Source organism: Sphingobium sp. CFD-1, from assembly GCF_024611115.1.
GTDB classification, from domain to species: Bacteria; Pseudomonadota; Alphaproteobacteria; order Sphingomonadales; family Sphingomonadaceae; genus Sphingobium; species Sphingobium baderi_A.
The window spans coordinates 1050362-1063933 of sequence record NZ_CP084398.1 but is presented as its reverse complement, the minus strand read 5'-3'; the positions used below and the strand labels follow the sequence as shown (position 1 = coordinate 1063933).

The following is a 13572-nucleotide window of genomic DNA, read 5'->3' as shown; positions in this document are numbered from 1 at the left end:
TCGCTCACAGCGTCAGCCGCGTGACATGGCCCATCTTGCGGCCGGGGCGCGCTTCATGCTTGCCATAAAGATGCAAATGATTGGCCGGATCGGACAGGATCGCCTGCCAGTCATTTGCGTCCGCGCCGATCAGGTTGTGCATCTGCGCGCGCCTGGCGGCAAGTCCCGTATCGCCCAGCGGCAGGCCGCAAATCGCCCGGACATGGTTTTCGAACTGGCTGGTGACAGCGCCCTCGATCGTCCAGTGGCCGCTATTGTGAACGCGCGGGGCCATTTCGTTGAAAACGGGACCATGGGCGCTGGCGAAAAATTCGAGCGTCAGCACGCCGACATATCCAAGCGCGTCCGCCACTTGCCGCGCGAGAGCCTGGGCCTGCGCGACCTGCCCCTCGATCAGCGGCCCGGCCGGCACGGTGGAGGTGGCGAGGATGCCGTCGACATGGACATTGGCGGCAGAATCCCAGAACCGGACCTGTCCATCGCTCCCCCGAACGAGGATCACCGAAAATTCCTCTTCAAAGGTCACGAATCCTTCGAGGATGGCGCTTTGACGACCGATGGCGCCCCATGCCGCGGCGACATCGCCCGGCCCGCTGAGCCGCGCCTGTCCCTTGCCGTCATAACCCATGCGATTGGTCTTGAGGATGGCGCGGCCGCCGATCCGTTCAATCGCCGCCTCAAGGTCTTGCAGGCTTTCCACCGAGGCGAAGGGCGCGGTCAGCCCCCCCAGATCGCTAACGAACCGCTTTTCGGCGAGGCGGTCCTGCGCGACGCGCAGCGCCTGTGCACTGGGGCGAACAAGACCATGGGTAACAAGCACATCCACCGCCACAGGGTCGATATTCTCGAACTCATAAGTGACGACATCGACCGCATCCGCGAAGGCGGCGAGCGCGGCGACATCCTCATAAGCGCCCTGCGTCCATCGCGATGACACATCAGCGGCGGGGCCGCTGTCCTCCGGCGCGTAGATGTGCGTGCGATAGCCAAGCTGCGCGGCGGCGATGGCGATCATCCGGCCGAGCTGCCCGCCGCCGAGGATGCCGATAGTGGAACCGGGCGCGATGGTCGTCATCTTATTCCGGCGTCTCCGCAACGTCGTTGGTCTGTCTGGCGCGCCATGCGTCGAGCCGTTCGGCCAGAGCGGCGTCCGTCGTAGCGAGGATGGAAGTGGCAAGCAGCGCGGCATTGATCGCGCCGGGCTTGCCGATCGCGAGAGTGCCGACCGGAACGCCGCCCGGCATCTGCACGATGGAGAGCAACGAATCCATGCCCTTGAGCGACTTGGATTCCACAGGAACGCCCAGCACCGGCAGGCGGGTCATGGATGCGGCCATGCCGGGAAGATGCGCTGCCCCTCCCGCGCCCGCTATGATGACCTTCAGACCCCGCCCGACCGCGCCTGTGGCATAATCATAGAGACGCTGCGGCGTGCGATGGGCGGACACGACCTTGCACTCATGGGCGACGCCCAGAGCTTCCAGCGTTTCGGCGGCATGGCGCATCGTATCCCAATCGGACCGGCTGCCCATGATGATGCCGACATCTGCGGCTGCACTACCCCCGCTCATTCCTCATGCTTCCCGTCAAGGAGCGGTCGCAAAACCGCCCGGAAAGCAAAGCCCCTTAGCGGGCAGGCCGCCAAGGGGCAATGCGGATATGCTAAACAACATGCATTCATGTCCGTTTCTCGACTTCGCTCGAAACGAACGGAGGTTTCAGCGTTCCGAAAGGTAATAGCGGTCTTTCGCCGTCAGATCGTCCGCCAGATCGTAGACGATGGGCTGGCCGGTCGGGATCTCCAGTTCCGTGATCTCTTCATCGGGAATATTCGACAGATGCTTGACCAGCGCCCGGAGCGAATTGCCATGGGCGGAGATGAGCACGCGCTTGCCCGCCTTCAGTTCTGGCGCGATGCGGCTTTCCCAATAGGGCAGCACGCGGCCGATGGTATCCTTCAGGGATTCGGTCGAAGGAATGGCGATACCGGCATAGCGGCGATCTCTCGACAGATCGAACTCGCTGCCTGGCTCCAGCGGCGGCGGGGGCACATCGAAGCTGCGGCGCCAGATCTTCACCTGATCGTCGCCATGCTTGGCCGCCGTCTCCGCCTTGTTGAGGCCGGTGAGTCCGCCATAATGCCGCTCGTTCAAACGCCAGTCCTTTTCAACCGGCAGCCACAGGCGCCCCATTTCCTCCAGCGCCAGATCAAGCGTCTTGATCGCACGGGTCTGGAAGGAGGTGAAGCACTGGTCGAAATCCAACCCCTTTTCCGCCATCAGGCGACCGGCGGCCCGCGCCTCCTCCGCGCCCTTTTCGGTCACATCCACATCCCACCAGCCAGTGAAGCGGTTTTCCAGGTTCCAGGCCGACTGGCCGTGACGGATAAGGACGAGAGTGGGCATGAGGCGCGTCTCCTGCACATAAAGCCATGGGTTGCGCTTCCCATAGCGCCGGAAATCGCGGGCGCAAGCTTGTCGCCCTGCCCTTTCACCCCACATTGCAGTCGGTCGGGCGATAGGATAGCCCTGAAGCGAGGCTGAAAAAGGAACCGGCAACTTGGCATTCGTAAAAGGCGCGTGGCGCATTTTGGTCGCGATCAAGGACGGTCTGGTACTGCTGTTCCTGCTGCTGTTCTTCGGCCTGCTCTATGCGGCGCTGTCCTGGTCGCCCAAGCCCGCCGCAAGCGTAAATTCCGGGGCGCTGGTGCTGGATCTGGATGGCACCATCGTCGAACAGCCCGCCGAAGCCGATCCCATGGCCCTGCTGTCCGGTTCGGGCACGCGCATGAAGGAATATCGCCTTTCCGACATCGTGACGGCGCTGGAAGCCGCGAAGGATGATGGCAAGGTCAAAGCCGTCGTGCTCAATCTCGATGGTTTCGTGGGCGGCGGACAGGTGGCGCTGGCGCGGGTCGGCAAGGCGCTGGATGGGGTGCGCGCGGCGAAGAAGCCGGTCTTCGCCTTCGCCACCATCTACAGCGACGACAGCTATCAGCTTGCCGCCCATGCCAGCGAAACATGGGTCGATCCGCTGGGCGGCGTCGCCATCATGGGACGCGGCGGGTCGGCGCTTTACTACAAGGGCCTGATCGACAAACTGGGTATCAACACCCATGTCTATCGCGTCGGCACCTATAAGAGTTTCGTCGAATCCTTCGTCCGCACCGATCAGTCGCCGGAAGCCAAGCAGGCCAACCAGGCACTGGCCGATGCGCTGTGGCAGAACTGGCAGGAGGAAGTGGCCAAGGCCCGGCCCAAGGCGAAGCTGACCGCCTATGTCGGCGATCCGGCAGCGGCGGCGCAGGCGACGGGCGGCAATCTGGCCAAGGCGGCAGAAAATGCCGGTCTGGTGGACAGGCTGGGTAACGAGGTAGCCTTTGGCGAACGAGTCGCAAAAGTCGCCGGCGCATCTTCGGAACAGCAGGCAGGCGCCTTCGCCAGTATTGATCTTGCAACCTATGTGAGGGCGCGCAAACCTGCCAATGACGGGCAGATCGGCGTGCTCACCATCGCGGGCGAGATTGTGGATGGAGAAGCCGGTCCGGGCACGGCGGCGGGCGATACGGTTTCCAGCCTGCTCTACAAGGCTTTGGCGGAAAAGGATTTGAAGGCGCTGGTGGTCCGGGTCGATTCGCCGGGCGGATCGGTCATGGCGTCGGAAAAGATTCGCGACGCCATCATGACGGCGAAATCGCAGGGGCTGCCTGTGGTGGTATCCATGGGGAATGTCGCGGCCAGCGGCGGCTATTGGGTTTCGACGCCCGCCAATATGATCTTTGCAGAGCCGGACACGATCACCGGATCGATCGGCGTATTCGGCATCCTGCCGAGTTTTGAAGGCACGCTGGCGAAGATGGGCATCACCACGGACGGCGTGCGGACCACGCCGCTTTCGGGGCAGCCTGATCTTGCGGGCGGCACGACCCCGGAATTTGACCGGATCATGCAGATGGGAGTTGAGGATATTTACGCCCGCTTCGTAGGGCTGGTCGCTGAGGCACGGCGCAAAACGCCCCAGCAGATCGACGCCATCGCGCAAGGGCGGGTGTGGGACGGCGGGACGGCCCGGCAGATCGGCCTGGTGGACCGTTTCGGCGGCTTGGAAGACGCCATTGCCGAAGCGGCGCGGCTGGCGAAGGTGGACCCGGCCAAGGCGCGCGCCTATCGGATCGAGAAGGAGCCGGACAAATTTGCCCAGTTCGTCCAGTCCATCGTCGAGCGCGAGGAGGATGACAAGGGCAATTCCCGCGACATGCTGGCAAGGCAGGCCATGCTCCAGCGCCATTGGGCCATGCAGGCGATCAGCGACGTGAAGGCCCTCGTCAGCGGCGCCGGCATAAGGGCCGATTGCCTGGAATGTCGGGGCTATGGCGCTCCACGCCCGGTGAACGGCGCGGATGAGCGGGGGCTGCTTGCAATGCTCGCGACGCTCTGGCGCTAGGACATTCGGGGACTGCCCGGCAGGGGCCGTTATTCCCGGCTGATGCCCTTATAAACAGGCAGTCCCAACCCCCGCCGGATCGCCAACGCGCGAAGCAGGAAACCCAGCAGAGCAGCGATCACGCTGGCGATCGGCACTTCCAGCCCAAACCAGCGCAGCAGCACAAACAATCCGGAGGAAACGGCAGCGGCCGTCACATAAAGTTCGGGACGCAGCAGGATGGAAGGCTCCCCCGCCAGAAGGTCACGCATGATGCCGCCCACGCAACCTGTGACCACGCCCATCATCCCCGCGACAAAGGGCGGAATACCAAAGCTCATCGCCTTGGCCGCCCCGAATACGGCAAAGGCCGCAAGGCCGACGGCATCCAGCCAATCGAGCGCGCGATCGCTCCAGAAAGAACGCGGCGTCATCCAGATGAGCAGAGCCGCAATCATGCAGGTGATGGCCGGCGCAGCGTCATGCACCCAGAAAACCGGAGCATCGATCAGAAGATCACGCACCGTCCCGCCCCCAACGCCCGTCACCAGTGCGAAAAAGGCAAAGGTCACAAGCGTCTGACGCAGACGCGCGGCAGCGAGCGCACCCGATGCCGCAAAGACGAAGGTGCCGACGATGCTCAATATTTCCAGCACCGTGCCGACCTGCGGCGTAAAGTTGACGGGCGATGGCAGCATGGAAAGCTCAATCAGGTCTGATCGCGGCGGCCGCTGCCAACCATTGCACCGCCCGGCGAAATCAAGCCGGGCGATAGCATGTTAACGCAGCATATCGGCGCTTAGACATTCATGGAGCCGCTGTTCTGGACCAGCGATAACCGACAAGGCCGGCGCACGCCCCCAAACAGCGGCTCCGGGAATCACTTCGCCAGTTCAGCCTCGATCGTGGCGACCAGTTCGGGATCGTCGGGCGCGGTGGTCGGAGCGAAGCGCGCAGCGACGGAGCCGTCCTTGGCGATCACGAATTTTTCGAAATTCCACAACACCTCCGGTTCGGGGTTGGGCGTCATGCCATAACCCTTCAGCTTTTCACGGAAGGAATCCCCGTCGCCCTGCGCCTTGGGCCGGGCGTTCGTCAGCGCGGCATAGAGGGGGTGCTTTTCCGGGCCTGTCACGACGATCTTTTCGAACATGGGGAAATCCACGCCGAAATTGGTCGTGCAGAAGGTCGCGATATCGTCATTGCTGCCGGGCTCCTGGGCGCCAAAGTCATTGGCGGGGAAACCGGCGACGACCAATCCCTTGTCCTTATAGTCGCCATAGAGCTTTTCCAGCCCTTCATATTGGGGCGTCAACCCGCATTTGGAGGCGACATTGACGGCCAGCACGACCTTTCCGGCATAGTCGCCCAGGCTGGCATCGGCGCCCTTGATGGTTTTCAATGGAATTTGCTGAATCGCGGACATGATTATCTCCTTGGAAATGGGATCGGCGTGGATCATGCCATCATAAAGCGGCGCCGAAAAGCCTGCCGACACCTGTGGTGACCGCCATCGCCAGCACACCCCAGAAAACGACCCTGATGACGGAGGGCCACACCTTTCCCCCGCCCAGCCGCGCGCCGATATAGCCCAGCAAGGCAAGGCAAAGCAGAGAAATCACCGCAACGGTCATGATAGCATGGGATGCCGGGCCTGCCACCGCCGCCATCACAGGCGCAATCGCTCCGGCGGAGAAGGTCGCGGCTGAAGTCAGCGCGGCCTGCACAGGGCGCGCCGTAGTCACCTCCGAAATACCGAGTTCATCGCGCGCATGGGCGCCAAGCGGATCGGCCGCCATCAACTGATCCGCCACCTGCGCCGCCAGATCGGGGGAAAGGCCGCGTTCGACATAGATGTCGCGCAGTTCCGCCCACTCCTCTTTCGGCTGCTGGGCGATGGCGCGGCTTTCCTTGGCGAGATCGGCACGCTCCGTATCGGACTGGGCGCTGACCGACACATATTCGCCCGCCGCCATGGACATCGCGCCCGCGAACAGAGCCGCGACGCCGGACAGCAGAATCGCCTCACGCGATGCGCCGGACGCCGCGACGCCCGTCAGCAGGCTGGCGGTGGACACGATGCCGTCATTGGCGCCCAGCACGGCGGCGCGCAGCCAGCCGATGCGATTGACATAGTGAACCGCATGATGCGGCCGCGGGGGCGCTACGGCCTCTCCCGCCTCACCTTTCGACAATTGTGCCTGATGACCAGCCATCATGCGACCTGCCTCCCTGTTCGCGTCCGCCCGTCGCTATCAGATGCCCGTCGCAACGCAAGTTCAGGCGGTTAACCCTTCAGCCCTTTCGGCAAGTTCCAGCCACCGTTCTTCGGCAGCGTCCTTGTCGGCGCGCGCCTGCTCGACAGCCTTGGTCAACGCGTCGAATTTCTTCGGATCGCGGGCGTAGAGATTGGGGTCGTGGAGCGCATCCTCATCACGCGCAATGGCCGCTTCCAGTTCCTCGATACGCCGGGGCAACAGGTCAAGGTCGCGTTGATCCTTGTAACTGAGCTTGGCCGAGGCGGGCTTGGGCGGGGGAGCGGAAACGGGAGCCTTCTTTTCCTTTGGCGCGCTGCGCGGCTGCCGCTTGGCCACCCAATCCGCATAGCCGCCGACGATCACGTCGACATGGCCGGAGCCGTCAAGACCCAGCGTCACCGTCACAGTGCGGTCGAGGAAGTCACGGTCGTGGCTGACGATCAGCACCGTGCCGTCATAATCCGCGATGACTTCCTGAAGCAGATCCAGCGTTTCCAGGTCAAGGTCGTTGGTCGGTTCGTCCAGCACCAGCAGGTTGGATTCCCGCGCAAATTCCCGCGCGAACAGCAGGCGGGATCGTTCCCCACCCGAAAGCGTGCCGACCTTCGCCTCCGCCAGCGAAGGATCGAAAAGGAAATCCTTGAGATAGCCGTGAACATGCTTGCGAACGCCGCGCACGTCGATCCAGTCGCCCCCTTCGGCCAGAACATCGCGCACACGCTTGTCGGGCTGCATCAGGCTGCGCTGCTGGTCGATGAAGATCATGTCCAGCGTCCTCGCCAGCGTCACCGAGCCGCTGTCGGGCGCCAGTTCACCCGTCAACAGCTTGAGCAGGGTTGTCTTGCCCGCACCGTTGCCGCCAACGATACCGATGCGATCGCCGCGCTGGATGCGGAGCGAAAAGTCCCTGATGATCGCCCGATCGCCGAAATTCTTGGTGACATGCTCGGCGGAAATGACGCTTTTCGTCTTGCTGTCGTCGCTGGCGGCCGCGATCTTCGCGACACCCTGCGGCCCGACCATCGCCGCGCGCTGGGCACGCATTTCATGCAGTTTCGCAAGACGGCCCTGATTGCGCTTGCGCCGCGCAGTGACGCCGCGCTGGAGCCAATGCGCTTCCAGCTTCAGCTTGGCATCCAGCTTTTCGGCGGCGCGGGTTTCTTCCGCATAGATCGCTTCCATCCAGTCCTCGAACCCGCCGAAGCCGATCTCGTTGCGACGGAGCGCCCCGCGATCCAGCCAAAGCGTCTGGCGTGTCAGGCGCGTCAGGAAGGCGCGGTCATGGCTGATGACGATGAACGCGCCGGAATAACGGCCCAGCCACCCTTCGATCCAGTCAATCGCTGCAATATCCAGATGGTTGGTCGGTTCATCGAGCAGCAACAGGTCCGGCTCGCTCGCCAATGCGCGGGCTATGGCGGCGCGGCGGCGTTCGCCACCCGATGCGGTCGCAGCTTCACGGCTGAGGTCGATACCGAGTTGGCTCGCAATCGCCTCCACCTCATGTGCGGGCGGCGCATATTGGCCAGCCAGCGCAAAATCGCGCAGCGTCTTGAAGGCGCTGACGTCCGGGTCCTGTTCCAGCATGATGATGCGCGCGCCGGGGCGGGCGGAACGGGTGCCCTCATCCGCTTCGATCTGGCCGCCCAGCAGCTTGAGTAATGTCGTCTTGCCGGCGCCATTGCGGCCGATCAGCGCCAGCCGGTCCCGCTCGCCTACGAAAATGTCGATATTGCGGAACAACCAGTGAGTGCCCTGCGAAAGGCCCAGATTTTCGAAGGAGAGGATCGGTGCTGCCATGCCGGTGCAGCTAGGGCTTCACGCGCTTTCGGGCAAGAGGCGCATGGAACCCAAATCTGTCTGACGGCTTTCAACGCATGTCAGCGTCCATTCATCGCAGCCGATACAAAAGGCCTGCATCGCTTTTAGAGGAGAAAAGCCCATGAAATCCGCCCTCGCCCTGATGGCGCTCGGCGTCGCCGCGCTTCCCGTAGCGGCCATCGCCCAGACCAGCGTCACCATCGCCGAGACGGCGCCGGTCGTCACGCTGAACGTCACCGAAACCGTTCAAGCCGCGCCCGACATCGCGACGGTCGGCACCGGCGTTCAGACCCGCGCGCCCACCGCTCAGCAGGCCATGACCGACAATGCGGCAAAGATGGATAGCCTGATCGGTGCGCTGACCAAGGCGGGGATCGCCCGCAAGGACATCCAAACCAGCGGCATCAACCTGAACGCCCAATATGATTACAGCAATCGTGAGGGCGACAATTCCGGCCCGCGCTTCCTGGGTTATGAAGCGTCGAACCAGCTCAGCGTCAAGCTGCGCGATGTGAAGCGCGTCGGGTCGCTGCTCGACACCATGGTGAAGGCGGGCGCCACCAACATCAATGGCCCCAGCTTCTCCATTGACGACCCCGCACCGATGCTGACGCAGGCACGCGCCACCGCGCTCAAGAGCGCCAAGTCGCAGGCCGATTTCTACGCGCAGGCCGCCGGTTTCCGTTCGGCGCGTCTTGTCTCCATCTCGGAAGGCAACAGCGGCGGCAATCCGCCCATGCCGATGATGCAGTCGGCCCGCTTCAAGACAGAGGCGGCGTCAGACGTTCCCACGCCGGTGGAACCGGGACAGGTAGGATCGTCGGTGACGCTGACGGTGCAATACGCGCTGGAACGCTGAGAACTGACAATTTGGCCAGCGCGGCGCATGGCCGCGCTGGCATCCTGTCGGAACCGCGCAACCATTCACCGGCTGTTCAATGGCATTGGCCTATGCCATGGTCATGACGATGAAGAGGAAAAGCCTGATCGCCGGTCTGGGCGCCCTGAGCGCCCTCATGGCGATGACGCCCGTGGCCGACGCCGGGAACCGGCGCGACGAACAGGATGCCGCGCGGCGGGCGATGCTGGACGGGCAGGTCATGCCATTTTCCCTCATCAAGCGCCGGGTCGACGCTGCTGTCGGCGATGCGACCTATCTGGGAAGCGAGTTCAATCCCTCTTCCAACCGCTATCGCCTGAAATATGTTAAGAATGGCAAGGTCGTATGGGTTGATGCGGACGGTCGCACAGGCGATATAACGGGCTGGGCGCGCTAGGCGTCCGCCACGGAAACATCAAAACAAGAACGGGGCCATATGCGTCTGCTGATCGTCGAGGATGAACCCAGCCTGGGGCAACAGCTCCGCAATACGCTCGAAGGCGCAGGCTACGCCGTGGATCTGGCGGATGATGGCGAAGACGGTCATTTTCTGGGATCGACGGAAAATTACGACGCCGTGGTGCTGGACCTGGGCCTGCCGACCATCGACGGGCTGACGGTGCTGGACCGCTGGCGCAAGGAAGGCCGCGGCTTTCCGGTCCTGGTGCTGACCGCGCGCGATAGCTGGTCGGACAAGGTGGCGGGTCTCGACGCGGGCGCGGACGACTATCTGGCCAAGCCGTTTCAGAGCGAGGAACTGATCGCCCGTCTGCGCGCATTGATCCGCCGCGCTTCGGGCAATGCGTCGAGCGAACTGACGGCGGGCGACGTGCGGCTTGACACGCGGTCGGGCAAGGTGACGCTGAAGGGCGAGCCAGTGAAGCTGACCGCGCAGGAATATAAGCTCCTGTCCTACCTGCTCCATCACAAGGGCAAGGTCGTGAGCCGCACCGAACTGATCGAACATATTTACGATCAGGATTTCGACCGCGATTCCAACACCATCGAAGTGTTCGTGACGCGCATCCGCAAGAAGCTGGGCGCGGACGTCATCACCACCATCCGGGGCCTTGGCTACAGTCTGGACGAACCCGTATAATCTCTCTTCCTCCCTCCCCCGTTCGCGCCATGCGAAGTCGAAGGACGGGGCGAGCGCGGCCCATTGCCTCGGCTTCGCGTGAACGGGGATGATGGACGCCAACTCGCCCTCCACTGTGCGCTCCACCGGATCGCTCAGCCGACGCATGATCGGCGTCGCGGCGTTGTGGATCAGCGTCCTGTTACTGGGCGGCGGCGTCGCGCTGGACCGTGTCCTGACGGACGCGATCACGCGCAATTTCGACGATGGCCTTAACTATGTGCTGACCGCCATGATCGCATCGGCCGAAATCGGTCCCGATGGTGAAGTGCTGTTCAACCGGCCTTTGGCCGACCAGCGGTTCCTCGAACCCAATAGCGGCCTTTACTACCAGATCAGCGCGAAAGAGCATGAGGACTGGCGATCCCGTTCCCTGTGGGACCGCGCCCTCAAGGTGCCTGACGGACATGCCGACCAGAATTTCCACACCTATGACAGCAAGCAGTTTCCCGGAGAGGATTTGCGGATCATGGAGCGGACCGTCATTCTGCCGGGATCGAATACCCGCTGGATGTTCATGGTCGCGGCGGCCCGCGAAGGACTGGACAGGCAGATACATACACTGCGCTCAACCCTGTTTCAGAGCTTCGCCCTGCTCGCTCTCGGCTTGATCGTGCTGACGACATTCCAGACCATCTATGGCCTGCGCCCTCTTCGCAGGGTTCGGCATGAGATCGTTCGGATGCGGGGCGGAGAGAAAAATCGCGTGACGGAGCCGATGCCCGCCGAAGTGCTGCCGATGGTCGAAGAACTCAATGCGCTACTCGCGCATAATGAGCGGCAGGCGGAGGAGGCGCGGACCCATGCGGGCAACCTTGCCCATGCGCTCAAAACGCCGCTGACGGTCATCATGAACGCCGCGACCGCGCAATCGCCGGACCTTGGCGACACGGTGATTCGCGAAGCGACCACGATGCGGCGGCAGGTCGATCACCATCTCGCCCGCGCCAGGGCCGTGGGACGGCGCGGCGCCGCGCAGAGCCGGGCTGAAGTATGGACCAGTCTTCAGGCGGTCGAACGGGCGGTCCAGCGCCTTTATCCCGAAACACGCATCGACATGAGCGGCGACAAGCTTGTGGCCGTCCGCGTGGAACGGCAGGATCTGGATGAAATGCTCGGCAATCTCATCGAAAATGCCGCAAAATATGGCGGGGGCAGCGTTTTCGCGACCGTCGAGAAAAAAGAGAGCATGGTCGAGATATTGGTCGAAGATGACGGCGCCGGTATTCCAGAGGCCGATCGCATCCGTATCTTCGACCGTGGCGTGCGGCTCGATTCAGGCAAGCCCGGCACCGGCCTTGGCCTTGCCATCGTGCGCGATGTGGCCGAAATCTACGGCGGGTCCGTCGCGATGGAGGAAAGCGATGACCTGGGCGGCCTGCTCGTCCGTTTGCGGCTGCCCATGGCCTGATGCGCCGGACTTTCTATCTTCTTGCGGGTTTCCTGTCTCTGGGCCTTGGGGCCATCGGCGCCTTCCTGCCTTTGCTGCCCACAGTTCCCTTCATGATCCTCGCCGCGTTCTGCTTCGCGCGATCCAGCCCTTCGCTTGAAGCCCGCCTGCTGGAGCATCGCCATTTTGGCCCGCACATCCGACGCTGGCGCGAGCGTGGCGCGATCAGTCGCCGAGGAAAAAAGGCCGCACTGGCCGCTTTTCTTTTCAGCGCAATACTGGCGCTGTTATTTTCGCCCTTCCCCTGGTTTCTCGTGCCTCTGGCCGCCGCCTTGATCGGGGGAATGTGGATATGGACGAGACCGGAAAGCTAAGCATCCTCGCTTGTCAGTTCATCGCCAGAATCATGTTCCGCACTTGGGGGTAGACGAGCTTTTCCCATTTGCTGCCTGAAAATACGCCATAATGGCCCACGCCGGTCTGAAGGTGATGGCGTTTCAAATGGGGGCGCAGTCCCGTGCAAAGACCATGAGCGGCAGAAGTCTGACCGATTCCGCAAACATCATCCCTCTCCCCCTCTACGGTCAGCAATGCGGTCTTGCGTATGGCGCCGGGATTGACCAGCCGGTCGCGGTGCATCAATTCTCCCTTCGCCAGCAAGGTTCGCTGAAACACGCGGTCGATGGTTTCGATGTAGAATTCCTTCGTCATATCCAGGACGGCGAAATATTCCTCGTAGAAATCCTTGATATGCTGCGCTTCGTCATCCTTCCCATCGGCAAGGAGCTGATAAAGCTCACGATGCTGCGCGCCATGCCGCCCCAGATTCATGGAGACAAAGGCCGCGAGTTGCAGAAAGCCCGGATAGACTTCCCGCCCGCGCCCCGTAAAACGGAACGGGACAACCGAAATCAGATTCCGTTCGAACCAGCCGATCGGCTTGTCCTGCGCCAGCTCATTAACCACGGTGGGCTGCATGCGCGTATCGATGGGACCGGCCATCAACGTCATGGAGCGAGGCGTCGAGGGATCCTTGTCCTCCGCCATCAACGCCACAGCGGCCAATGCCGGCACGCAAGGCTGGCACACGGACAATAAATGCGCGCCGGGGCCGAGCTCCTGGAAAAAGCTGATCACATAATCGACATAATCATCGAAACCGAAGGCGCCGGCGCTAAGCGGCACGTCGCGCGCATTCTTCCAATCCGTTATGTAGACATCGTGATCGCGCAGCAATGTCGTCAGCGTGCTGCGGAGCAGGGTGGAAAAATGACCTGACATCGGCGCGACCACGAGCACCTTGGGCTGGGCCGTCACCACATCGTCCTTGGCAAAATGCAGAAGATCGCCAAACGGCATCTCCAGCACGACTTCCTCCCTCACCGCGACGTCGGCGTTGCCGCTGCTTACGGTCTTGATGTCGTAGGAAGGGCGCTTGTGCGTGAGTTTCGCGCCTTCAAACACGTCCATCAGGGCGAAAAGACGGCGAGGGGCAGGTAAGTCGGCGAACGAGCCGAGACTATCCTTCATTCCCAGCGCCAGCCTCGCGCCCCAACGCGAGGGGGCCAGCATATCGTTCCAAGCCTGATAGCCTGTATAGAGCATTCGCATTGTTCCCCGCTGCGCCTTTTTTACTGCCATGCCGATTCGGCCTTGCGTAAAA

Annotated in this window: 14 protein-coding genes; 6 read left to right on the top strand and 8 right to left on the bottom strand. The window is 62.7% G+C overall.

What is annotated here, in order from left to right; translation table 11 throughout:
- Nucleotides 1–4 precede the first annotated feature (4 nt).
- The 3 genes from LDB26_RS05445 to gpmA form a co-directional block, all read right to left on the bottom strand.
- Entirely contained in the window at nt 5–1075 is a 1071-nt protein-coding gene (locus tag LDB26_RS05445) for a 5-(carboxyamino)imidazole ribonucleotide synthase (RefSeq protein ID WP_257540849.1), read from the bottom strand.
- A gap of 1 nt (nt 1076) precedes the next feature.
- A complete protein-coding gene (gene purE / locus LDB26_RS05440) occupies nt 1077–1571 on the bottom strand; it encodes a 5-(carboxyamino)imidazole ribonucleotide mutase (RefSeq protein ID WP_257540844.1) in 495 nt (164 codons plus the stop codon).
- 147 nt (nt 1572–1718) lie between these two features.
- On the bottom strand, nt 1719–2405 hold the full coding sequence (gene gpmA, locus LDB26_RS05435; RefSeq protein WP_257540842.1) for a 2,3-diphosphoglycerate-dependent phosphoglycerate mutase: 687 nt from the start codon (nt 2403–2405) through the stop codon (nt 1719–1721).
- A 154-nt stretch (nt 2406–2559) separates the two neighbouring features.
- On the opposite strand from gpmA, the gene sppA reads away from it, so the two are divergent.
- Nucleotides 2560–4443, top strand: coding sequence for a signal peptide peptidase SppA (gene sppA, locus LDB26_RS05430; RefSeq protein WP_257540840.1), 1884 nt, complete (start codon nt 2560–2562; stop codon nt 4441–4443).
- Nucleotides 4444–4472: 29 nt separating this feature from the next.
- On the opposite strand, the gene LDB26_RS05425 is transcribed toward sppA, so the two are convergent.
- From LDB26_RS05425 to LDB26_RS05410, 4 genes are all read right to left on the bottom strand, one after another.
- Complete coding sequence (locus LDB26_RS05425; RefSeq protein ID WP_062064607.1) at nt 4473–5120, bottom strand: trimeric intracellular cation channel family protein; 648 nt, start codon at nt 5118–5120, stop codon at nt 4473–4475.
- A gap of 182 nt (nt 5121–5302) precedes the next feature.
- Nucleotides 5303–5848 (bottom strand): glutathione peroxidase, encoded by a 546-nt coding sequence (locus LDB26_RS05420; RefSeq protein WP_062068687.1) that lies wholly within the window; start codon nt 5846–5848, stop codon nt 5303–5305.
- Between the two features lie 40 nt (nt 5849–5888).
- Nucleotides 5889–6638 (bottom strand): VIT family protein, encoded by a 750-nt coding sequence (locus LDB26_RS05415; RefSeq protein WP_257541986.1) that lies wholly within the window; start codon nt 6636–6638, stop codon nt 5889–5891.
- Nucleotides 6639–6701: 63 nt separating this feature from the next.
- On the bottom strand, nt 6702–8480 hold the full coding sequence (locus LDB26_RS05410; protein WP_257540838.1) for an ABC-F family ATP-binding cassette domain-containing protein: 1779 nt from the start codon (nt 8478–8480) through the stop codon (nt 6702–6704).
- A 142-nt stretch (nt 8481–8622) separates the two neighbouring features.
- Here LDB26_RS05410 and LDB26_RS05405 point away from each other — a divergent pair, with 142 nt between their 5' ends.
- From LDB26_RS05405 to LDB26_RS05385, 5 genes are all read left to right on the top strand, one after another.
- Nucleotides 8623–9360 (top strand): SIMPL domain-containing protein, encoded by a 738-nt coding sequence (locus tag LDB26_RS05405; RefSeq protein ID WP_257540835.1) that lies wholly within the window; start codon nt 8623–8625, stop codon nt 9358–9360.
- A 79-nt stretch (nt 9361–9439) separates the two neighbouring features.
- Entirely contained in the window at nt 9440–9778 is a 339-nt protein-coding gene (locus LDB26_RS05400) for a hypothetical protein (protein ID WP_257540833.1), read from the top strand.
- 39 nt (nt 9779–9817) lie between these two features.
- Complete coding sequence (locus tag LDB26_RS05395; RefSeq protein ID WP_062064599.1) at nt 9818–10480, top strand: response regulator transcription factor; 663 nt, start codon at nt 9818–9820, stop codon at nt 10478–10480.
- Nucleotides 10481–10625: 145 nt separating this feature from the next.
- On the top strand, nt 10626–11930 hold the full coding sequence (locus LDB26_RS05390) for a HAMP domain-containing sensor histidine kinase (protein WP_257541984.1): 1305 nt from the start codon (nt 10626–10628) through the stop codon (nt 11928–11930).
- Entirely contained in the window at nt 11930–12283 is a 354-nt protein-coding gene (locus LDB26_RS05385; protein ID WP_062064595.1) for a YbaN family protein, read from the top strand. The genes LDB26_RS05390 and LDB26_RS05385 overlap by 1 nt, the downstream gene beginning before the upstream one ends.
- A 13-nt stretch (nt 12284–12296) precedes the next feature.
- Here LDB26_RS05385 and LDB26_RS05380 read toward each other — a convergent pair whose 3' ends face one another.
- Nucleotides 12297–13520, bottom strand: coding sequence for a polyhydroxyalkanoate depolymerase (locus LDB26_RS05380; RefSeq protein ID WP_257540831.1), 1224 nt, complete (start codon nt 13518–13520; stop codon nt 12297–12299).
- Nucleotides 13521–13572: the final 52 nt, after the last annotated feature.